Raw genomic sequence first — 22,207 nt, forward strand, 5'->3', positions numbered from 1 at the left:
CTTAACAAAACGAGTAATTATACACTTTTTTTACAATTGTCCCAAGCAGTAAAATTGGAATTAAAAAGGATGAATGGGTGGTAAAACATTCGCTTTAGGGGGTTGGTTGTGATTGGCAGGTTTTATTCCCTGGATACTACGCCATAATTCATCGCCACGCCATAAGCTTATTTTTTTTTCTTGATACAAAGCTTGAGAAAGAGCTTGTGTCTGTTTTTTTAATTGGACATCGGTGACTAGGTGAGTGAAATCGTTCAGGTTTAGCATAGGCGCTTCAGGCCAATACAAACTACCCCATTTTAATAAGGCGTCACGTGCACGTTGGGGATCAGCCTGCATGCATGCGCTGTGGAGTTCGCTTAAAACTTTTTTATAAGCCCCTTTTTTTGTATTTCTAGTACGTTTTTGCCATCCCCATAAGCTTAAAGTAATTAGCCATGCCAAAGCAAAAATTCCTGCAATAAGCCATGCCCAATAGTTTTGAATTTGCGGTGGTGATTCTGATACAGTTGTTAACAAATCTTCCTTCGGTGCTTTTATATCCGCTGGTTGATTTGTATTGGATTCTGTTGGCGCGATAGTGGATGGAGTAACCTCTATACTTCTAGGGGCTAGTGTTGCAATTTCTTCTTTACCCGTTTCTGTATTAAACCAGGGAAGTTTTAATTCTGGAATAGTGATGGTTCCGTTTTTATTGAATAAGTAGGTGACTTTAATTTCAGTAGTGCTGACTAATTCATCGCCTAAAATTTGATTTTTTTCTATGCCTTTTTCTGGATAAACGTTAAATGCATCTGTTGCAGCAAAATCAATTATAGGCAACAGTTGAGCAGGAATACCTACGCCTTCAAGCTTTACTGTACGCACCAAGGTAGTTCCCTGGTTTAATGTTTGTGCAACATTTTCATATTGCTCAGTTAATTTGACTTGTTTTGCTGGTAACCATTCTTTGCCTGTATAGTGTTGAGGGATGGGTTGAACGTCAAGGGTAATGGGTTTATTTTCTGCAGTGATTTTTTTTGGTGCAGTGCTATAGAGCAGGCCGGTAAAAACTGGTGATGTAATTTTTAAAGGTCCGCTTTTTTGAGGAAAAATGGCGTAATTTTGTTCTTCAACAAGGTATTGTCTATTATTTTTTTGTGTTTGATAGTGTTTTTCTCTCCCCAAAGAAATTAACAAACCATTTTCTATTTTGGGTGCTTGATAGTTGGCATTTAATAATTGTTGTGCATTATATAAAGCTACCTTATAAGTAATCTGTTGATTTACATAAGGTTTCTTTTCACTTACTTCAGTGGTTAAAAGAACATCTTGCTGTTGCTTTGTTGTATCTGATGCATTATGCGCAGGATCAATGGGTGTTACTGTAATGGTTAAAGGTGAAGTTTGTTCAGTGCCTATTTGTATTGTCGGGATGGTTAATGTTCCTATATTTTGTGCTTTTAGGGTAATAGTCCAGGTAGAGGATGATTGGGTTTGTCCATTGATGACGGAATAACTAATACTGCGCGCTGAGCCTAAAATAAGAAAGTCTTTATATAAAGGAGTCAGATCAGGAGTGCTACTACCGCCATTCGGTAGATTGTTTTGAGTTAGCGATAAGTTAAATGTTTCATCCAGACTTACTTGTGAGGTGTTCACTTGAGACTGCACTTCAGCTTTAGCAACGAAACTGAATAAACAACATAATCCTATTATTAGTAACTTGTTCATTGATACCATCCATTTTGTCTTCTTAAATGATCACGTAAAAATTTCTGCTTCATTAATCCGCCTGGATCATCTGGAATTAATCGTAACCATTGTTCTTTTGCTTGTTTCTTTTCACGTTCGGCTTCGGCCTCTTTCTGAGTTTTACTCTCTTGTTCTTTGTCTTGTTGTTCTTTATCTTGTTGCTCTTTGTCTTGTTGTTCTTTATTTTGTTGCTCTTTGTCTTGTTGTTCTTTGTCTTGTTGTTCTTTGTCCTGTTGCTCTTTATCTTGTTGTTCTTTGTCTTGTTGTTCTTTGTCTTGTTGTTCTTTGTCGTGTTGTTCTTTATCTTGTTGTTCTTTGTCTTGTTGTTCTTTATCTTGTTGTTCTTTGTCTTGTTGTTCTTTATCTTGTTGTTCTTTGTTTTGTTGTTCTTTGTTGTTTTTTAAAAGCTCTTCAACGAGTTTACGATTATAAATGGCATCCTCATTTGTTGCATTAATTGCCAATGCTTTATCATAGGCATTGATTGCTGCCTCATATTGTTTCTTATGAGCTAAGGCATTTCCTTCGTTATAATAACCTTGTTCATTTTTTAAATCATGATAAAGTTCAGCCGCTTTTTGATAATCGCCAGCACGATACGCCGCTGCTGCCGCCCAATCTTGGCGGCTAAAAGTTTCTTTAGCTTCTTTAAATTTGCTTTGTGTCATCAAATTCTGGCCTTGTTGATCCGGTGTGGACCATAAATCTTGCCATTGAATGGCATAAGTAGGTAAAGACAGAAATGAAATAAAGGAAATAACCAAATAACGCATCATATGACAATCCTTAGCAACCCATTACGTTGAAATACAGGTAAGAGTAATAGCAGGGCAGGTATTAAAAACCAGCGTCCCTCATCACGCCATAAAGGAATATCTTCATCTTCACTGAGTGCAAATTGTTTGTTAGCGCTAGCAGCAAGCCACTGATCCAAATCATTGTTGTCAGCAGAGTATTTTAATAATAGTCCTTTGCCAGCATCCGCAAAATGTTGATACTGTGGATTTAAGTTTTTATTCGTTGTAATGGGCATGATTGATGAGAAAATGCCTGATTGAGCTAGTTTTTTTGCTAGAGCAATAGCCTCAGAAGAAGGGGAGTCTGCAGTTAATACTAAAATTTCTCCTCGTTGATAACCCGCTTGTTTTATTAACTGATGTGCTTCGTTCAACGCGCTGTTCAGATTTTGTCCCGTTACAGGAATAATGTCTGGGGTTAAGGATGACAATAAGGATGAAATAGTTTGTCCATCATCGGTAAGTGGGGAAACAATGAAGGGCTCTCCAGTGAATGCTATGAGACCAAATTGCCCCATATTTTTATGCGCAAATAAGTCACGTAATTTGAATTTGGCGCGAGTTAAACGATTGGGGCTTAAATCGTTCATCATCATATTATTAGACATGTCCATTACTATGACTCTAGGTTGTACTGGTTTATAGGTTGATACTGGTAATTTATACCATACAGGACCAGCAATACTCAGAATCATAAATAGTATGCTTAAAAGTAAACAAGCTAAGAAACTTATGCGTTGTCCTTGACCTTTTTTTTGTAGTAAATGATCCAACAAATGTGCGTCACAGACATCTGTCCAGGCATGTGATTTCGGCTTCTGTTGCCAGAAGATCACAATAAGTCCTACTAGTGGCAGCAACATCAGGAGCCACGACGGTCTTAAAAAATGAAAATCAGCGATCATGTTTTTAACTTCCTTTGTACCAAAGAGTTGGCTCTAAAAGGAAAATTTGCTTTTCCAGTAAGCCAGCAAAGAGAGAGTAATAAGGCTAAGCCAACAAACCATGGATAATATTCTACTTGAGGCCGAATAGGTTTTAATTCTTGGTTTACAGTTTCTAATTGATTGATTGTTTTATAAATTGAATGTAAAGTTTCCGTATCTGTGGCACGGAAATAGCGTCCCTTGGTCATAGCAGAGATTTTTTTTAACGTCTCTTCATCCAAATCGGCAAATACATTTTGTATAAATATCCCATTGTTTACTGCTCTACCTGCTGAAGCACCTAAACCAATGGTGTATATTTTAATTTTTTCTTCTTTAGCCAATTCGGCTGCTTTTAATGGTTGAAGAACTCCTGAATTATTAACACCATCTGTTAGTAAAATAATCACTCGTCCTTTTTGTGGCGCAGAATCTAACCGTTTCACTGCTAAACCTATGGCATCCCCAATCGATGTTGATTGACCTGCGAGCCCTACAGTTGCATCTTCAAGGCGTAATAGGACAGTATGTCGATCATAGGTTAGAGGAGTTTGCAGATAGGCTTGGCTACCAAATAGAATTAAACCTATCTTATCTCCTGAGCGCTCACGTACGAATTGTTCTGCAGCGTTTTTAACTACCATTAAACGGCTTGCGGCTTTTCCGTGCAATATCATGTCCGGGATTTCCATACTGCCGGATAAATCCAAAGCCAACATGATGTTATACCCTTCATGCTCTATGGGTTTGGGTTCACCAATCCAGCGTGGGCCTGCAACAGCAATAATCAATAATATCCAGACCAATATTGGAATAATTAATGATGATTGAATTGTAATAGAATTTTTTTCTTGACTGGTAATGCCGATCATGTCGGCAAAAAAAGGTATCTTTAATGCAGTAGGTAATTTTATTTTTGCTTTAGGTAAAAGCAACCAAATAAGTAAAGGCAAGGGCAATACTAATAAAACCCAAGGATTGACTAATTCGAACATGGTATTCTCCTTTGCTTAATCCAAAGTCGAGCTTTGTTGAATAGCGGATTAAGGTCAATTATATCCTTTGCTTTAAAGGGAGTGTCTAACAGCATTGTGTGTATGGCATTAAAATCAATTCCTTTACTGGTTTGATTTAAAAATTGCAACCAGGCTTGGCCGTGCAGACTAGCAACCTGCTTTCTGGGAAAATAAACCAAAGCAACTCGACGTAATAGTTCTGAAATATGTGCACTGGTTAAGGCGACATCCTGTTCTTCTTCATAGTTTTTTTGATAAGTAGCTAATAAAATTAATGCTTGTTTTTTAGCTAAAGCATAATAATAGCGTCTGTAAGCACGACACACTAGGTACAATGTTAACAGTAAAACCAGAGTAATCAGTACATACCAACCAGGAGCAAGAGGCCACCAGCTTACCGGATTGGGAAGATGAATATCTTTTAATTGTGCTAAAAGATCTGTTTTATCCACGAGACCTCCGAGGAAAAGTGTGACGTACTAACTGTGTTAAATCAGTCTTGGCAGTAGTTTGGACACACTGAATCTGCAACCGTTTACATTGATCATGTAGCTGCGTGATTTTTTGCTGACAATAGTGCTCATATGCAGATCTTATTGAGTGTGAATTAGTATTTAGAATTAATTCCTGTTGCCCATTGGTAATGGCGTATTGCTGGGGCTTGGGGGGGGCTAATTCAACTGGGTCGCAAATATGGTAGACCAGAATATCATTGTGAGCGCGTAGGCGATTTAAATGTTTTTCGCAGTCTGCGTCCATGGAATAAAAATCACTAATTAACACAACAAGACTGCCTGGTTTGATTACTCTGCGTAAGCGAATTAAGGGATCACTAAGCAATCTTGGTTGCGCATCTCGATGTTCTTGAGTTTGTGCTGTGTAGTGACTTAGAGAAGCAAGAAGAGGCAGTACACCTGCATCACGGCCACGAGGCGTAAATTCACTGTGTTCTATGGATGAGAACAATAAACCCCCAACGCGGTCGCCTTGTTTTACTACTGTCCAGGCCAGGATGGCAGCCAAGCGTGCTGCAACCACAGATTTAAATGCGATGCGAGTACCAAAAATCATAGAAGGATTAAAATCTACCAGAATGACTACAGAGCGCTCTCTTTCTTCTTGATAAATTTTAACATGGGGTCTGCCAGTTCGCGCGGTAACGCGCCATTCCATATGACGTATTTCATCTCCAGCCTGATAATTTCTGACTTCAGCAAAATCCATACCGCGACCACGTATTTTCGAAATGTGATTGCCAGCACGTACGGCTTTTCCCTCTGGTTGGTAATGAACAGATTGCGCATAGCGCCGAAAATCAATCAATTCACTTAATTGTGCAACGATACCATCAGCCATAAAAACCTCTTGCTAAGGAACAGCAACCAAACGTAATAGGGAATCAATAAAATCATCAGTACTGATTCCTTCCGCTTCGGCTTCAAAGCTTAATAAAATTCTATGCCGCAAGACATCATGAGCAATGACATGGATGTCTTCTGGTGTTACATAATCACGACCATCAAGCCAGGCATGTGCTTTAGAGCAACGATCCAAAGCAATGGTTGCACGAGGGCTGGCACCAAAACGTAACCAGTGGCCCAATTCTTCGCTGTAGACGCCAGGATTTCGTGTGGCAACCACTAACTGGACCAAATAGTTCTCTAATGGTTTGCTACTATGTACTTTGAGTACTTGCTTGCGTGCTTCAAATAAAGTTTTTTGCGGTAATTGAGCAAGTGGTGCTTTGGGAATTGCCATGGCTGCGCCTAAGGCTTCATTTCTGGATAAAATTAAAATGTCATGTTCTACTTTAGCATCAGGGTAACCAATTTTCACATACATTAAAAATCGATCTAATTGAGCTTCAGGTAATGGATAAGTTCCTTCTTGTTCGATTGGATTTTGTGTGGCCATTACTAGAAATAGTTCAGGAAGGGGGTAGGTTTTGCCACCGATAGTGACTTGTCGTTCAGCCATTGCTTCAAGTAATGCGGATTGTACTTTTGCTGGCGCGCGGTTAATTTCATCTGCTAAAAGTAGGTGATGAAATATGGGGCCGGGCTGAAATACGAAGGAACCATTTTGGGGGTGATATACATCAGTCCCTGTTAAATCTCCTGGCAGTAAATCGGGTGTAAATTGAATGCGGTGAAAATCACCTTCCACACCGCCAGCTAATTCTTTAACGGCGCGTGTTTTTGCCAAGCCCGGTGCACCTTCTACTAATAAGTGGCCATCAGCAAGCAGGGTAATTAATAAACGGGAAACTAAGCTTTTTTGTCCTAAGATTTGTGAATTAAGATGATCATTTAGTTGCAGTATTTGTTGCTGCACAGAATTTATTGTTTTATTTTCTTCCATTTGCTCCATAATTTACACATCCAAGTTTATAAAAAAAGTTTATCCTAACGTGAATTTGCGAAGATGCCAAGACTTTAGGAAAAAATTTTAAATATTTAATAATACTGAGATATTCCCTACTTCCAGCCTCAATTTATGAGGGTTATGTCTATTGATAATCAGGATGCAATTCTAAAGGCATCATCATTTGTAACCTCTGGTATAAAAAAATAATCTCTTCACAAAAAACATGTAATTGCTGTTGATTATCCCACAATTCATATGCAGCGCCTTTATGAAAAGCCTGTTGCCGTGACAGTGTTTTTAATAAGCCAATTTCCTGACACGAAAGCCCTAAATTATTATTTAGATCAACCAGTTCCATAAGTTTTTTGTATTCTTTTATCGGGCGGTGGTCATGTAATGCATAGGCTTTTAAGGTAAGTTGAAATGCTTGATACATTAATGAAGTGATCGGGGCTAGTGCTGCAAATGTGACCCTTCGCTCTAAAGCATTATTAGTTAATTGTTGCAACAAATTGTCTGCGGCGTAGGCATGTTGTGTCGCAATGGTCAATAACTCCAAGGGGGATAAATAATGTCTGTCCATAAGGAGGATTCCTGTTTGGTTCGATTTATCTTCAAATATGTTAAAATTCATTATCATTATATCCTTGAATTGATTTGATGCACACTTTTATTAACAGTCCTTTACGAATTGGTTCTCTTAACATTCCGCACAGGTTGATTCAAGGGCCACTAGCAGGTTATAGCTGCGCGCCATTCAGAACCTTATTTAATCAGTATCTTCCCCCAGCGTATTGTGTCACGGAAATGAGTTCTGCAGCAGATCTACTTCATAAATATACAAGCACTTCACGTTATATTTATCGTGCGCCAGAAGAACAACTCCTTGCTTATCAAATTTCAGGTACGGAGCCTGATGTTTTAGCCCAGGCTGCTTTGCAATTACAAATACGTGGTGCGGATCTGATTGATATTAATTGCGGTTGCCCCAAACCCAAAATACGTAAAAAAGCTGCGGGAAGTGCTTTGCTTGAAATGCCAGAACAATTAATTCGTATTGTTGATGCAGTACGAGCTTTAATCAGTATTCCGTTAACTATTAAAATTCGTATCCAGAAAAATGAACAGGATTTAATTCTAGCAAAAAGAATTGAGGATGCTGGAGCAGATGCGCTTATTGTGCATGGACGTCGTTGGATTGATGATTATGATGTGGCGGCTGATATGCAACATATTGCGCAAATCAAACAAGTGCTTACTATCCCTGTTATTGCTAATGGCGATGTATTTAATACAGCGAGTTTAGGTAGCGCTATTGAACTGAGTGGATGTGATGCCTATATGATCGCACGTGCAGGCAGTGGTCGACCCTGGTTGTATCAAGAGTTATTAGAGCAGCGCCCCATGGACGTGAGTTGGTCTGAAAAAATTGGCCTTTTTTTGACTCATTTATACGGTTTGGCTACATTAGAAGATGAATACAAAGCGGTTTTGCAAAGCAAATCTTTAATTCGTTATTATTTTGGTTCATTACTGGATAAATCATTATTAGCACGTTTTTATAAATTGGATTCTTTAGTAGGTATTGAGCATTTTATTTCTAATATTACCCCATCCTATCAAGGTCAATAATTGCCTATTGAGTTAAGATTATTTCTTTTAATCTGCAAAAAATAAAATTGATTTTTCCATAGGCATTTATTTTCTCTTAACTTATTGTGATGGGCTGAATGGTGACCGAATAATCTGCATCCACTAAAATTAGATGATTGGCAGGTACTGGCTTCCATTGTTTATTAAAATCAGTTAATTTTTCGGATGCAATGAGGACGCAGCGACGAGGCGTCAAGTTTCCTTCTTCAAAACAATCCTGTTTCGACCAAAAATAGCTGCCTTCAAAATAATGTAATGATTCAGGCTGTTTATTAATGTCGGTACAATAACGACTTGCTACAATTCGTTTTCCATCGCTAAGACAGACATTATAATAGGATGCTCCTGGAGTTCCAAATTGATTTAGCAATTGCTGAATGGTATTAAAAGTAGTTAATAATACCTCAGCAACTACAGCAAGTTGGTTTAAATCGTGCCCTTTTGCTAACTGTAAAAATAATGCAAAAAAATGCTCTGAATCTGTTTGTCCTCTAATCCAATGATAAATATCATCATCAAGTAGTCTTCTTAATGGTCGTTTGATGGCAAGAAAATTTTGTATTTGCCCATTCTGCATGAACATCCAATTCTTAAAGACAAAAGGATGACAATTAAAAGTGTTAACGCCGCCCATACTTGCTGCTCTTACATGAGCAAAAAATAGAGGAGACTCGATTTTATTGGCTAAATTTAATAAATTTTCATCGTTCCAAGCAGGCAAAATAGATAAAAAAAGAGCAGGTTCTGGGCTGATTTTTGGAGCGTACCAGCCTACCCCAAAACCATCTCCATTAGTGGGTGTTGAGGATTCTTTAGCAAGCAAGCTTTGTTTTATTAAGGAATCCTCTGGTTTTACTAAAATATTTGAAATTAACAAATTATTTCCAATATAGGCTACTAAGCGACACATGAAAATTCCTTTTAAATAAATTCTATTTTTATTAATTATAGCTGTTTTTATTTAGCTTTTGCTTAATAGAACTAGTTCTTGGGTCAGTTGCTCTCCCAAAAAATTTTTCTTTTTATGAAGAAAAACCATTCATAATTGAATAAAAATTATATATGCTGTATAATAATTAATGTGTTGAATTAAGGCTAAGTAGATGCTAAAAAAATTGTTTTTAAGAGGGCGTGAAATTGAAGTTTTAGATGTTTCAGGTGCATTTGATAATTGTTTTTTTCATACTTATGTAACTTATCTTATTGCTCATCAGCTTCCGTTGCCAGAAGGATTATTTACTTTTAAATCCATTCTTGGTAGTAACAGTTATGCGTTACAATTGCAAAAAAGATTTCCTAATATTGACTCATTATCTTTATTTTCGGATTTTTCTAAAAGCCAAAAACCCGATAAAAAGCTAATCTCTCCAAATTTTATTGTAGAGAAAACATTAATTCTTGGTTTTCTCTTGCGTGAATGGTTTGCTACTCAAATGGCGAAACATTCTGAAATTGGCGAGGCAATAAAAAATAATATATTAACTCAGTTTATTAATTATAAAAACTTTAGAGCATTTGTAGCTAAAGAAGACTTATTATCTGGTCCAGAGGGTGTTATATATTCGGCTAATCAAGATTTTTTGGAATACTTTTATGCTTATCCTAAGGCTGGGAAGTTAACACAGCAAGAACAAGTCTTTAACAACTATTTTACTGAGAACGACGGCGACATTCATAAAGCGTTAACTGCCTATTGGCATGCACAGGGCTATCAAAATTATTGCAGACAATTTGCCACTTCGACAACGAAACTAGCATACAATGACTTAAGTCCAATAGTACAATTTATCGGACAACCTATTACTATTTATGACGAGCACGGAGGGATACTTCAAGATATTAAAATTGAGGAAAAAACTTCTACTATGGAGATAGTACTTTATGCCGCAGAAGGACATTATGGTCTGTTAAACACAAATAACGTAAATCCCCTCCTGAACGAATACCACAAAAGTTTTAAGCAATACAAAAAGGATAGAGAGCAAATTTTGGCTGCTGTGGAAAACAAATTGGTCGCAACTAACACTAAACCCTCGTTATTGGTAGCTGCTATTTGTCCTTCCGAACATCTTGATGATCCCTTTGCCTTATTACTTGATAAAGTGGATTTCATGAGAGAATGTGTTATGAATGTATGCATAATTGATAGCACTTTAAAAAGAATTAATAGCACGTTAATAAAGCTTAAAGGTAAAATTGGACGGGTGGATCAACATTATTTCCCAGAAGCTGCACAAAAAGCGAATGAGTTGTTAAAGTCTTTGGAGGAGGCCCGAGATAAGTATAAGATAGCCCTAAATCAATCGGATGCAAACGCGAATCAACAGTTTCAGGAAGATTGCGAGCGCAGCATTAATGCGGCAAAACCTGTATTGGAGCGAGATTTAAGTTGGGACGATTATCTTGCCAACTTATTAAAAGCATTAGTTAATGCTGTGATGGGATTGATATCTTTGAAAAAAGTTAATTTATTCTTTACACCACTAAAACCAGCTTCATTTGAGGCCGTAGAAGAAGCTAAAAAAGTATTGATTAGGCGAAAGTAAATGCTTACAAACTTAAGTGAATCTTAATTAGCCACACTTCTTCCACCATCCACCTTCAAAATTTGTCCGGTAATAAAAGAATTCTGTGCTAAAGCTAAAACAGCTTGAGCGATAAATTCCGGAGCCCCATGTCGCTTTAAAAGTGTTTTTGCTATGATTTTTTGCTGTGTTTCTGGAGTTAAGCTATTTGTATGCTCAGGCCAGGCAATAGCCCCAGGAGCTACAGCGTTTACTCTAATTTCTGGAGCAAACTCTTGTGCCAGGCTTTTGGTTTGCATCTCCAATGCCGCCTTACTCTGACAATAAATGGAATAGCCGGAAAGTGGTTTTTCCGCATGGATGTCTGTTACATTAATAATTACCCCCAATTGTTTTGCCAATAAAGGACGAGCGGCAAGACTGAGTAAAAATGGAACTTTGACGTTGGTGTTAAAAAGAATATTCCAATGAGCTGCTTCCAGATCTTTGCACTCAGTGCGAATAAAAACAGAAGCATTGTTCACTAATAAATCCAAACGACCAGCCCAATCAATGATGGTAGTCATTATTTCTTGAGCAGTTTCAGGCTCGGTTAATTCTCTTTGTAAAACAAAAGCACTGTTTCCTCGCCGTTCGTTTAGTCTCACCGCAAGTGCGTGAGCTTCGTCTAACGCATGATGACAATGAATAATTACTTTATATCCCACGCGATGCAATTTTTTAACAATAGCAGCACCAATACGACGGGCTCCTCCTGTGACTAAAGCTACCTTTGCTTCTTGTGTGTTTGTTAGATTCAAGGTATGTTCCCCATTCCAGAGTAGTCTTCATATAAGCTACGTTTCTATTATTTTAAGTTATTAGGTTATGAGTATTATACACACATTACAAGCGCAACTTAGGCAGCAGGATCTGCCCTTTGTAGAGTTTATGCAACTCGCATTGTATGCTCCTGGAGAGGGTTATTATAGTTCTGGCTTGCAAAAATTAGGGAAACAGGGTGATTTTATCACTGCCCCGGAGTTGACGCCTTTATTTGGCAAGACTTTGGCTAATCAATGTCAACAAATAATGCTATCCCTCGAGTTACCTGTGTTATTTGAATTTGGTGCTGGAACAGGTGCTCTTTGTGTTGCTGTTTTAGAACATTTGGCTGAACTTAATTGTTTGCCAGAAGCTTATTATATTCTGGAGGTCAGTGCGAATTTACGTCATCGCCAATGTGAACTTATTCAGCAAAAAATTCCGCATTTGGCACACAAAGTGATTTGGCTCGAACGTTGGCCTGAAATTCCTTTCAATGGAATAATTTTGGCCAATGAAGTTTTAGATGCTATGCCTGTTCATCGTTTTATGCAAACAGCTGAAGGTATTATGGAAAGCTACATTACATTAGATGAACAGCGATTAAAGGAAGTATTTAAACCCTGCCATAATTTTCGTTTATTGGATTTCGTAAAAAACAGACTTAATATTAATATAGAAACCATACCTTACCTCTCCGAGGTAAATCTTTTTCTTGATGATTGGATAGGAGCTATTTATCACATCTTAAAACAGGGGGTGGTATTATTAATTGATTATGGCTTTCCGCGTCATGAATATTATCATCCGGATCGTCATCAAGGAACGTTGATGTGTCACTATCAACATCAATCTCATGTCGATCCATTATTGCATCCCGGAGCGCAAGATATTACCGCCCACGTTGATTTTACTCATGTAGCAGAGGCAGCGCAGCTTGCAGGCTTTCATGTTGCGGGTTATACAAATCAAGCCTCTTTTTTGCTTGCTAATGGTTTGCTAAGCTTAATCGATGCATTGGATAATGAAGTAGCGCAAATACAGGCAAAACAAGCCATAAAGCAACTGACCTTACCAAGTGAAATGGGTGAATTATTTAAAGTTATTGCTTTAAGTAAAAATATAGAAATTGCTTTAAATGGGTTTCAATTACTGGACAAACGAGTGAGTTTATGAAAATAAAAAAATACCTGACTACCGTGGAATTGCAAAAAGAATCGATGAAATTTTCTGCAGGTCATACTACTATTTTTTCCGCTACTGAACGAGAACCGCTCCATGGTCATATGTATGGCGTTTATTTGGCTTTAACCACTTGGGTTGAAGACAATGGTATGACTTTTGATTACCGTTATTATAAAGAACGTATTCACAAATTATGTCGCCATTTAAATCAAACTTTTTTAATGCCTGAGTTCTCACCTTTTTTAGACTATGCAGAAGATGAAACGTATTATTATTTTACCTTTAATCATAAAAAAATTCCTTTTCTCAAAGAAGACGTAACTCTATTGCCAGTAACCAACATTACAGTCGAAGAGTTGTCTCGTTGGTTTGTTAATGAGTTGGTTAAAGACACTAACGAATTGGACCGACATCGTATTGATCAAGTAGTGGTCAAGGTATTTTCTGCCCCAGGACAATCAGCAAGTCACACATGGCAACGCGTTAGATGAACATTATTTATCAGGTGTGTATTCCCCATACAGGCCGTGATTTTTTTGATTATAAAACTGAAGCAGGACTTAATCCTTGCATTGGGGGGCGGGTTTGGGTGCCTTTTCGTCAACAAATTCGTTTAGGTATCGTCTTGGCTAAAAATGAAGTTCAAAACGTAACCAACACTTTAAAAAATATTAGTGGGGTTCTAGATGAAGAACCTTTAATTCATGATGATTTATTGGCTTTATGTATTTGGATGGGCAGTTATTATCAATCACCTTTGTCTGAAATACTACCCTTGGTCCTACCTAAAAAATACCGTTTAGGACAAGCATGTCAATTACCTATGGACGATTTTTATTGTTTAGCTCTTTCTTTGGAGGAAGCTCGACAACTCGTTCCGGCTCGTGCACACAAGCAAAGAGAGTTAATTGAATTTTTAGGAACACAAATCGAACCGGTGAGTAAACACTGTCTCAAACAAAAAGGATTTACTTCCGGTCAACTGTTTAATTTATTAGTAATGCAAGTCCTTTCTTTATCACAACAACTTAATTTATCCGAACGTTTTGACATACCCGTATCGCCTCCTTTAACTTTAAACTCAGAACAGGCTGTAGCGGTAACAACAATTAGCGAACAATTACATCATTACCGGTGTTTTCTACTGCAAGGGGTCACTGGCAGTGGCAAAACTGAAGTTTATTTGCAAGTCATCGCTCAAGTTTTGGCACAAGAGAAACAGGTTTTAGTGCTCGTTCCTGAAATTGGTTTAACGCCGCAATTATTATCGCGTTTTACCGCCCGCTTTAAGCAACCTATTGCCTTGATTCATTCCAGTTTAAATGAATCCGAACGACAAGTTAGCTGGCAATTAGCAAAGGAAAATAAGGTCAAAATGATAATTGGCACCCGAGCTGCACTCTTCACTCCGTTACCGAATTTAGGTTTAATCGTTATTGATGAGGAGCATGATACCTCATTAAAGCAAATGGAGGGGGTTCGTTATTCTGGTCGTGATACGGCACTCATGCGTGCCCATTTGCTTAATATTCCTATTATTTTAGGCTCAGCTACTCCCAGTCTTGAAAGCTTGTATAACAGCAAACAAAATAAATACACGTTGTTGCGTTTAACCTCTAAAGCATTATCTACGACACCATTGCATTACCAATTAGTTGATTTACGTGCGCAAATGCTCGAACACGGTTTAGCATCAGTTACGTTACACGTCATCAAAGAGCATTTGCAAAAGCAAGGCCAGGTTTTGGTTTTCATTAACCGCCGTGGTTTTGCTCCGGTTTTATTGTGTCATCAATGTGGTTGGATGGCTGATTGTCGTGACTGTGACAGTCATTTAACTTTGCATAAACAAATAGGACAAGTAATTTGTCATCATTGCGGTTTAACGCAAAAAATTGCAGAGCATTGCCCCACTTGTCAGAGTAATGAATTAATTCCGGTTGGTGCGGGTACACAACGTGTTCATGAATTTTTAAGCGCTTATTTTCCTGGCACCCAAATACTACGTATTGACCGAGATGCGGTACGTAAAAAAAATGCTTTGCACGAGCATTTGGACAAGATTAATCGGGGGGAGGCTCAGTTAATTGTGGGAACGCAAATGTTAGCGAAAGGTCATCATTTCCCACGTCTTTCTTTGGTAGTTGTTCTTGATGCCGATGCAGGACTTTATAATCAGGATTTTCGTGCGATGGAACAATTAGGGCAATTGTTGACTCAGGTTTCGGGACGTGCGGGTCGTGCAAGTCAGGCAGGGCGGGTTTTAATTCAAACGCATTTACCGGATCATCCGTTACTTAACTTATTAATTCAGAAAGGATATGAACAGTTTGCTGAAGCGTTACTTATGACGCGTCAGCAGGCGAAATTACCTCCTTTCCATTATTTAGCAGTGATCCGTGCCCAGGGAAAATGCTCAGGTAATGTATTAAAATTTTTGCATGCAACTAAAGCACAGATGCAAAATCATGCTCTTCGGGTGATGGGACCTGCACCAGCACCTCTACCACGTAAGGCGGGTCAATATCGTATGCAATTATTAATCAAGTCACCTTCACGAAAAGTACTGAGAGCTTCTTTGACACAAGTACGTGAATGGTTAACAATTAATAAATTAAGTAATGGTGTTCGCTGGAATGTGGACGTCGATCCTATGGATTTATCATGACAGAACAAAAAATTACCGTACATGAGAAGACTTTTTCAATTGCCTGGGGCGATATGGATGCTTTAGGACATGTAAATAATGCACGTTATTTTGATTATTTTCAGGAGGCGCGTATTGAGTGGCTACGGGAACTAAATATCACGATGACTGAAAAAACGGGCCCAGTAGTAGTTCATGTGGCGTGTACTTATTTAAAGCCTGTGATTTATCCCGCTATAGTTACATTGCGCTCCAAGATACACAGCATAGGTAATTCCAGTATGCTGATGGATCATGATTTATATCAAGGAGAGGAACTAATGGCCCAGGGAAGTTGTAGAATTGTTTGGATAGATTACAGTCAAGGTAAATCAGTGCGATTGCCGGAGTTGATACGTGCTCAAATTACTCAAATATAGTTACTTCATAGACTATTTAAGGACAAAATAATGCGATTATCGCTTGCTCTTGCTATTCTAAGTAGCAAGGCATCAGTATTCCTCTTATATTAATGGCTAATCTATTGGAATAACTCATCATTTTGCAAACCAAGAGCTTTCTGTCTCTATTAAAGAGAAAATATTCATAGATTACAAAGGGCAGGGCTCGTTAATGCCAATTTATCAAATACGGAGGTGAGTTTTTATGAAATACCCTTAACGACAACAGTATCAATACCCTATGTTACGCAAATAACCGTACTATTTATTCTACAAATAAAAATAATGATGTAATTCATGTAAAAGCCTACCTTATTACCACTGATTTATATGGTAATAACCATGAAAAATCTTTTTGTTACTCATTTAATTTTAATCGAGAACTCTATCAAAAAATAAATTGGCACAATTTTCAGGTCAATAATCTGGTTCATATTGCACCTGAATTTAAGACGTCTGCGGTGTGTAATCATTTAAGAGAGACGCCGCCACAAAGTATTTAAGGATTATAACATGTCAAAATTGGTCACTAATTTTGTTTTTTCATAGTCTGATTTTTATATAATCCTATATATAAAAATAGGCACATTAATTGTCACTCCGAGATAAAAAAAATAACCCGGCCACATTGTCCATAATCCAAAATTCATAAAAAACGTTGGAAAGAAGAATTTAGTATGTTTCCTTGCAGTGGTACCACATTGATTAAGTAATAGATCTTTGACCCGATTAGTGCCGTCATTGCATAAATCACTAAAAATTTCGTTTTATTTTTAATTATCGTTAAGTTGTCTAATACCTTACATAACAAATAAGTTATAAAGGGAATGTTGAACGTTAATTGACGACTATGACAATTCAGGATGTATTTTCCGCATTTATGTACTCTCAATACTGGTTGGTAAAGCAAATGGTTCCATTTCACTAATTGGTCTTCCAAATGCAATTTTGGGGTAAACATTCATTTGAGAACTCACCATGACCTGCAATAAAGCCGGTTCATCCGGTTTTGTCCATAACCAATTTATAGCTTTTTCAATTTCTTCGCTCAGTGCAACAGTTTTGGCAACGATACCATAAGCTTTTGCAATGCTGTTAAAATCAGGTGCAGAATATCCCCAAAAGGTAGATTGATGTCGTCCTTCAAAATAACTATCTTGAAACTGACGTATCATTCCTAAGCAATTATTATTAATGACAACAATTTTTAAGGGAATTCGATTTCGCACTACCGTTTGTAATTCCTGAATATTCATTTGAAAAGCACCATCTCCGACAATGACTACTACCGGTTTTTTCCCTTGGGCAAGTGAGGTGCCTATTGCCGCAGGTAAGGCAAATCCCATTGCACCCATTCCCCCAGAAGTCAGAAACAATTGATTAGTGCAAATTTCCAAGGATTGGGCCGCCCACATTTGATGACTGCCTACATCAACTACATAAGCGGTTGCTTGTTTTGAACAGTTTGATAATGAGTGCATAAAACAATTGGGATTAATTCCGGTTACATTTCTTAATTCGTTAACATCTGGCCAGCGTTTTTTTAAGAGTTCAATTTCATGCAACCAATTATCGTAAGAAGTGTGTTGCAGGTTTAATTGGGCATTAGCTTGCTGAAAAAAATCTTTGGCATCAGCTACAATTGAAATACAATTTTTCACTCGATTATTAATTTCGTTTTCATCGCAATCAATGTGTATCACTGTTTTATATTTTCTAAACCCATCAACATCAGCCCCCGTTTGCCGTACATCCAAACGACTCCCTATTACGATGAGTAAATCCGCTTTAGAAAGCGCTAAGTTAGCCCAACGGTTACCATAGGTCCCAATAAAACCCACCCGAAATGGATGATCAAATGGAATAGAATCTAATGCTAATAAAGAGGTAACTACAGGTATTTGTGCTAATTCAACAAATTTTAAACATTCTTTTCCAGCATGAGCACGCTGAACACCACCTCCTAGCAGTATTAACGGACGTTTTGCGCTTTTAATGTATTCTTCTAATAAGTTAATTTGTACTTGTAGTAATTCAGCAGCAATTGGGTTTTTTTTAATCAATTGAATCGGCGCTACGTTAATTTTTTCACGTTGAATATTCATTGGTAAATCAATAAGCACTGGCCCTGGCCGACCACTAATCGCACATTCATAGGCTTCATTCATGACTGTTTCAACTTGCTCTGCTGTGTCAATTTGAAATGTTTTTTTAGTAATGGGTAGAGCCATAGCGATAATATTTGTTTCTTGAAAACCATGTTGACGGATTTTACGAGCACCTTTTTGCTCATAAGTGTTTACCTGGCCCGTAATAAATAGTGCAGGGGATGAGTCAAAATAACAACTTGCAATTCCAGTGAGCAGATTAGTAGCTCCCGGTCCGCTTGTTGCCAAAGCTACGCCCGGTTTGCCAGTAATTCGCCCATAGGCATCGGCAGCAAATGCCGCAGCTTGCTCATGATGAACACTGATAATGTGTGATGTTCCACATTGATAAAGAGAATCTAATAAATGAGTAATCATCCCTCCGGCCACTTCAAAAACATGAGTTATTTTTTGAACTTGTAAAAATTCTGCGATGTAATCACTGACCTTAATTTGCTTCATTTCTTATTCCAAATGTCTATCTAAGTCGATGGTGACTATTTGCTGATAGTGCAAACTGTCCCAGATCCTAGTCACTTTACTACTAAATCAATTGTTGTTTTTTCGAAATTAATGCGTTCTTTTTCAATAATTAGTGGTCGTTTCATTACCCGGGTGTTAATCGAGGCAATGTATTCACCTAATAAACCAATAAAAAATAGCTGAACTGAGGAAAAGAAAAATAAGCCGATGAGAACTGGAGCCATCCCTGCATTAAACGTGCTCCAAAAAATGAGTTTAAGGATAAAAAAAGTTATTGATATAAACAAACTTATGGCACTGAGAAAAAAACCGCCCATAGCGGCTAATCGCATTGGAATCTTCGAATAACTGGTAATTCCAAGTATGCCTATATCATAAAGCGTGTAAAAGTTATTTTTTGAAAAACCGTGTTTTCGCTTGGGTTGATTATAAGAAATTTGTGCAATATCAAAACCAACATCTGCAATCATGCCGCGAAAATAGGGATACGGATCATCATAAGTACGTAAGGTTTTAATGATCTCTTTATCATATAAACCAAAACCGGTAAAATTTTTAATTAATTTAATATCTGCTATGCGCCCAATCCAATAATAACCTAGGCGGCGTATAGACGATATCCATCTTGATTCTTCACTCTGTGGTTTGATCCCAATGACAATTTTAAAACCGTCTTCCCATTTTTGAATAAAAGTATGGATTAGCTCAGGTGGATCTTGCAGATCAGCAACAACTAAAATGACTGCATCTCCTTGAGCTTGTAGTAATCCATAATAAGGCGAACGGATATGACCAAAATTGCGTGAATTGACAATAATTTTAACGTTCTTATCTTTTTCTGCAATAGATCTTAATATGGAGACTGTTTTATCAGAGGAGGCGTTGTCAATAAAAATATGTTCATAGCGATAATGAGGTAATTGCTGGAAAATAGCTTTGATTTGCTGATATAACTCTTCAACATTTTCTTCTTCGTTAAAACAAGGAGTAACAATACTTACGAGTTTCATAGTCTTTCCTAAAAACAATTAATTTATTTAACATAAAGTAAATAACTTACAAATGTATTTAAACCACTAATTAAAATAAACTTTAGTAACTTATGCGAAGTATTCACGAGATAAATTGCTAAGCCAAAGATGTTTCAAATGCATGTGAGCTCTTAGTAAACGTATGCTGTTTGACAAAATCTTCAAATGAATTATGAATGTGAGCAATCATTTCAGGAGTTAGTCCATGGTGACATCCCAACAATAAACCTCCACGCATCACTTGATCTGCATTAGGATAGCCAGCGGAAGTTTTTCTATGTTTTATATTTTTAAAACCAGGTTGACGTAAGATGTTACCTGTAAACACTGTTCTTGTTTGAATCATTCGATTTTCAAAAAATATCTGCAATTCTTTTCTTGTAAAGGGAGCATTTTCTTTGATTGTCAGAGCAAAGGCCAGCCACCCAGTATGTGAGTTTGCTAACTGCTTGGGCAAAATAAACCAATCTTGATATTGGCTAAAAAACTTGGTGTGTCGATCAAAGGCATATTCACGAGCAGCAATATTTTTATGTAACTTGCTTAACTGAACTAGACCAAAAGCAGCCCCCATTTCTGAAGGCTCAAGATTATATCCTAGAGTCTCAAATACAAATTTTGCATCATAATCGATACCATCAACCTGAATGTTAAAGCGATTTTCGATAGCTTCTGATTCAATATAAAGAGATGAACTGCGCCCCCAGCTACGCAATAGTTTTGCTTTTTCCGCCAATTGAGCATCATTTACACATAACATGCCGCCATTGCCAGCACAATTAATTACGTGGGACCCATAAAAACTTGTTGTGCTTATATCACTGTATTGTCCTACGGAAACACCATCAATAGTTGCACCCAGCGTATCACAAGAGTCTTCAATTAAAATTAGGTTGTATTGATCAGCGATTTCCCGCAGTTTTTTCCAATTAGGTAGATTACCTATTAAATTAGGAATCATCATTGCCTTTGTTTTTGCAGAAATCATTGTTTCAACTTGAGAGACATCGATGTTAAAAGTACCTGGTTCTACATCAATAAAAACAGGAATAAGATTACATTTTATAAGAGGAGCGACTGTAGTGGAAAAGGTTAATGCAGGAGTTATCACCTCAGAACCGGTTAGCAACCCTAAGATTTCTAGTGCAAGATAATTCGCAGACGAACCCGAATTAACCATAATTCCATGCTGTTTGGCAAATAGAGCGGCAATTTTTTCTTCCATTTCGCGAACATGTTTTCCCATTTGTGTCGAAGTTCGCAATACATGGATAACCGCTTCGATTTCTTCTTCACCATGAACAGTTTTTCCATAGGGGACATGTAGGTATTCTTGTGCACTCATTTATTTCTCCAGTTAAATATTAGGGCTTTTATTCTTGATATAGAGAGTTCATTGCAAAAAAAAGTTTAATTTGTGCAATAGTTTTCTCTCGTATATCCGCATTGGAGAAAAAAGCCTGATACCATTCCACAGTTTCTTTTAGTCCTTTTTCTAAATCCCATCGAGGTCGCCAACCCAACAAAGATTGCGATTTTGAGCAATCTAATTTCAGAGAAGTTGCCTCATGTGCATGATGATCTTTATCCAGAATCCAAGATGCTGGTTGATTCCAATGTTTCACAATGAAATCAGCAATCCAACGTACCGGCTGAACGTCATTTTCATTGGGCCCAAAATTCCAGGCATCGGCATAGATTGACGGTTCATAATGTACTCTTTCGGCAAGTAATAAATAGCCGCTTAATGGCTCCAGGACATGCTGCCAGGGTCGTAAAGCATGGGGATTGCGAATAGATACGGAAATTTTATTACGACATGCTCTAATGATATCGGGTATCAATCGATCCTCTGCCCAATCACCACCGCCAATAACATTTCCTGCCCGAGCTGAAGCAAGGCCAATTGATGTCGAATTAAAATAAGACATTCGATATGCATTTGTTACTAGTTCAGAACAGGCTTTGCTATTGCTGTAAGGATCGTAACCTCCCAATCGGTCATTCTCACGATAACCCCAGTGCCATTCTTTATTGTCGTAACATTTATCTGTTGTAACATTGATTATTGTTTTTACACAGCCAACCTGGCGAGCTGCTTCCAATATATGTACTGTGCCCATCACATTGGTTTCATAAGTCTCGACTGGCGCTTTATAAGAATAGCGAACTAGTGGTTGTGCTGCCATGTGTATTATTATTTCAGGTTGATGTTGTTTCACTACAGTGAAAATTTGATCAAAATCTCGTATATCACCCATGAGACTGGTCATATTATCTGCAATGTTAGCTACAGTGAATAGATTAGGATTTTTTGGGGGCGGTAAAGCAAAACCGATAAGATCAGCTCCACTCAATTGCAAAATTAAAGAAAGCCAACTCCCTTTAAATCCAGTATGCCCTGTAATCAGAACTTTTTTCCCTTGCCAAAACGGTATAATGATTTGCATAG

General features: G+C 37.6%; 20 protein-coding genes. 6 read left to right on the forward strand and 14 right to left on the reverse strand.

The window, feature by feature from the left end; translation table 11 throughout:
• Positions 1-60: 60 nt before the first annotated feature.
• The 8 genes from WA877_RS10675 to WA877_RS10710 all read right to left on the reverse strand — a co-directional run bounded on the left by WA877_RS10675 (position 61) and on the right by WA877_RS10710 (position 7,423).
• The gene (locus WA877_RS10675) at positions 61-1,713 is read right to left on the reverse strand and encodes a BatD family protein (protein WP_425170900.1); all 1,653 of its coding nucleotides are present in this window, start codon (positions 1,711-1,713) and stop codon (positions 61-63) included.
• Positions 1,710-2,510, reverse strand: a complete 801-nt coding sequence (locus WA877_RS10680) for a tetratricopeptide repeat protein (RefSeq protein ID WP_425170901.1) — start codon at positions 2,508-2,510, stop codon at positions 1,710-1,712. The genes WA877_RS10675 and WA877_RS10680 overlap by 4 nt, the downstream gene beginning before the upstream one ends.
• A complete protein-coding gene (locus tag WA877_RS10685; protein ID WP_425170902.1) occupies positions 2,507-3,436 on the reverse strand; it encodes a vWA domain-containing protein in 930 nt (309 codons plus the stop codon). Before WA877_RS10685 ends, WA877_RS10680 begins: the two co-directional genes overlap by 4 nt.
• Entirely contained in the window at positions 3,433-4,452 is a 1,020-nt protein-coding gene (locus tag WA877_RS10690) for a vWA domain-containing protein (protein ID WP_425170903.1), read from the reverse strand. The genes WA877_RS10685 and WA877_RS10690 overlap by 4 nt, the downstream gene beginning before the upstream one ends.
• On the reverse strand, positions 4,440-4,925 hold the full coding sequence (locus WA877_RS10695) for a DUF4381 domain-containing protein (RefSeq protein ID WP_425170904.1): 486 nt from the start codon (positions 4,923-4,925) through the stop codon (positions 4,440-4,442). Before WA877_RS10695 ends, WA877_RS10690 begins: the two co-directional genes overlap by 13 nt.
• Positions 4,918-5,829, reverse strand: a complete 912-nt coding sequence (locus tag WA877_RS10700; RefSeq protein WP_425170905.1) for a DUF58 domain-containing protein — start codon at positions 5,827-5,829, stop codon at positions 4,918-4,920. Before WA877_RS10700 ends, WA877_RS10695 begins: the two co-directional genes overlap by 8 nt.
• Before the next feature lie 12 nt (positions 5,830-5,841).
• On the reverse strand, positions 5,842-6,843 hold the full coding sequence (locus WA877_RS10705) for an AAA family ATPase (RefSeq protein ID WP_425170906.1): 1,002 nt from the start codon (positions 6,841-6,843) through the stop codon (positions 5,842-5,844).
• Between the two features lie 139 nt (positions 6,844-6,982).
• Positions 6,983-7,423 (reverse strand): hypothetical protein, encoded by a 441-nt coding sequence (locus WA877_RS10710; RefSeq protein ID WP_425170945.1) that lies wholly within the window; start codon positions 7,421-7,423, stop codon positions 6,983-6,985.
• A 77-nt stretch (positions 7,424-7,500) separates the two neighbouring features.
• Between WA877_RS10710 and WA877_RS10715 the strand changes: the two genes are divergently transcribed.
• Complete coding sequence (locus WA877_RS10715; RefSeq protein ID WP_425170907.1) at positions 7,501-8,472, forward strand: tRNA dihydrouridine synthase; 972 nt, start codon at positions 7,501-7,503, stop codon at positions 8,470-8,472.
• 76 nt (positions 8,473-8,548) lie between these two features.
• Here WA877_RS10715 and WA877_RS10720 read toward each other — a convergent pair whose 3' ends face one another.
• Positions 8,549-9,403, reverse strand: a complete 855-nt coding sequence (locus WA877_RS10720; RefSeq protein WP_425170908.1) for a class II glutamine amidotransferase — start codon at positions 9,401-9,403, stop codon at positions 8,549-8,551.
• Between the two features lie 193 nt (positions 9,404-9,596).
• Here WA877_RS10720 and ceg23 point away from each other — a divergent pair, with 193 nt between their 5' ends.
• Positions 9,597-11,039: a Dot/Icm T4SS effector Ceg23 gene (gene ceg23 / locus WA877_RS10725; RefSeq protein WP_425170909.1), complete on the forward strand. Its 1,443-nt coding sequence runs from the start codon at positions 9,597-9,599 to the stop codon at positions 11,037-11,039.
• Between the two features lie 23 nt (positions 11,040-11,062).
• On the opposite strand, the gene WA877_RS10730 is transcribed toward ceg23, so the two are convergent.
• Positions 11,063-11,818 (reverse strand): pteridine reductase, encoded by a 756-nt coding sequence (locus WA877_RS10730; RefSeq protein WP_425170910.1) that lies wholly within the window; start codon positions 11,816-11,818, stop codon positions 11,063-11,065.
• 67 nt (positions 11,819-11,885) lie between these two features.
• Here WA877_RS10730 and WA877_RS10735 point away from each other — a divergent pair, with 67 nt between their 5' ends.
• The 4 genes from WA877_RS10735 to WA877_RS10750 are packed head-to-tail and all read left to right on the forward strand — an operon-like array spanning position 11,886 to position 16,073.
• Complete coding sequence (locus WA877_RS10735; RefSeq protein WP_425170911.1) at positions 11,886-12,998, forward strand: class I SAM-dependent methyltransferase; 1,113 nt, start codon at positions 11,886-11,888, stop codon at positions 12,996-12,998.
• Entirely contained in the window at positions 12,995-13,498 is a 504-nt protein-coding gene (locus tag WA877_RS10740) for a 6-pyruvoyl trahydropterin synthase family protein (protein ID WP_425170912.1), read from the forward strand. The genes WA877_RS10735 and WA877_RS10740 overlap by 4 nt, the downstream gene beginning before the upstream one ends.
• Positions 13,495-15,675: a primosomal protein N' gene (locus tag WA877_RS10745; RefSeq protein ID WP_425170913.1), complete on the forward strand. Its 2,181-nt coding sequence runs from the start codon at positions 13,495-13,497 to the stop codon at positions 15,673-15,675. Before WA877_RS10740 ends, WA877_RS10745 begins: the two co-directional genes overlap by 4 nt.
• Positions 15,672-16,073, forward strand: a complete 402-nt coding sequence (locus WA877_RS10750) for an acyl-CoA thioesterase (RefSeq protein WP_425170914.1) — start codon at positions 15,672-15,674, stop codon at positions 16,071-16,073. Before WA877_RS10745 ends, WA877_RS10750 begins: the two co-directional genes overlap by 4 nt.
• Positions 16,074-16,972: 899 nt before the next feature.
• Here the strand turns inward: WA877_RS10750 and WA877_RS10755 are convergent.
• From WA877_RS10755 to rfbG, 4 genes are all read right to left on the reverse strand, one after another.
• The gene (locus WA877_RS10755; RefSeq protein WP_425170915.1) at positions 16,973-18,703 is read right to left on the reverse strand and encodes a thiamine pyrophosphate-binding protein; all 1,731 of its coding nucleotides are present in this window, start codon (positions 18,701-18,703) and stop codon (positions 16,973-16,975) included.
• Between the two features lie 71 nt (positions 18,704-18,774).
• Positions 18,775-19,734, reverse strand: coding sequence for a glycosyltransferase family 2 protein (locus tag WA877_RS10760; protein WP_425170916.1), 960 nt, complete (start codon positions 19,732-19,734; stop codon positions 18,775-18,777).
• 118 nt (positions 19,735-19,852) lie between these two features.
• Positions 19,853-21,100: an aminotransferase class I/II-fold pyridoxal phosphate-dependent enzyme gene (locus WA877_RS10765; RefSeq protein WP_425170917.1), complete on the reverse strand. Its 1,248-nt coding sequence runs from the start codon at positions 21,098-21,100 to the stop codon at positions 19,853-19,855.
• 28 nt (positions 21,101-21,128) lie between these two features.
• Positions 21,129-22,205, reverse strand: coding sequence for a CDP-glucose 4,6-dehydratase (gene rfbG, locus WA877_RS10770; RefSeq protein ID WP_425170918.1), 1,077 nt, complete (start codon positions 22,203-22,205; stop codon positions 21,129-21,131).
• Positions 22,206-22,207 lie beyond the last annotated feature (2 nt).

The organism is Legionella sp. (assembly GCF_049790535.1).
Lineage (GTDB): Bacteria > Pseudomonadota > Gammaproteobacteria > Legionellales > Legionellaceae > Legionella.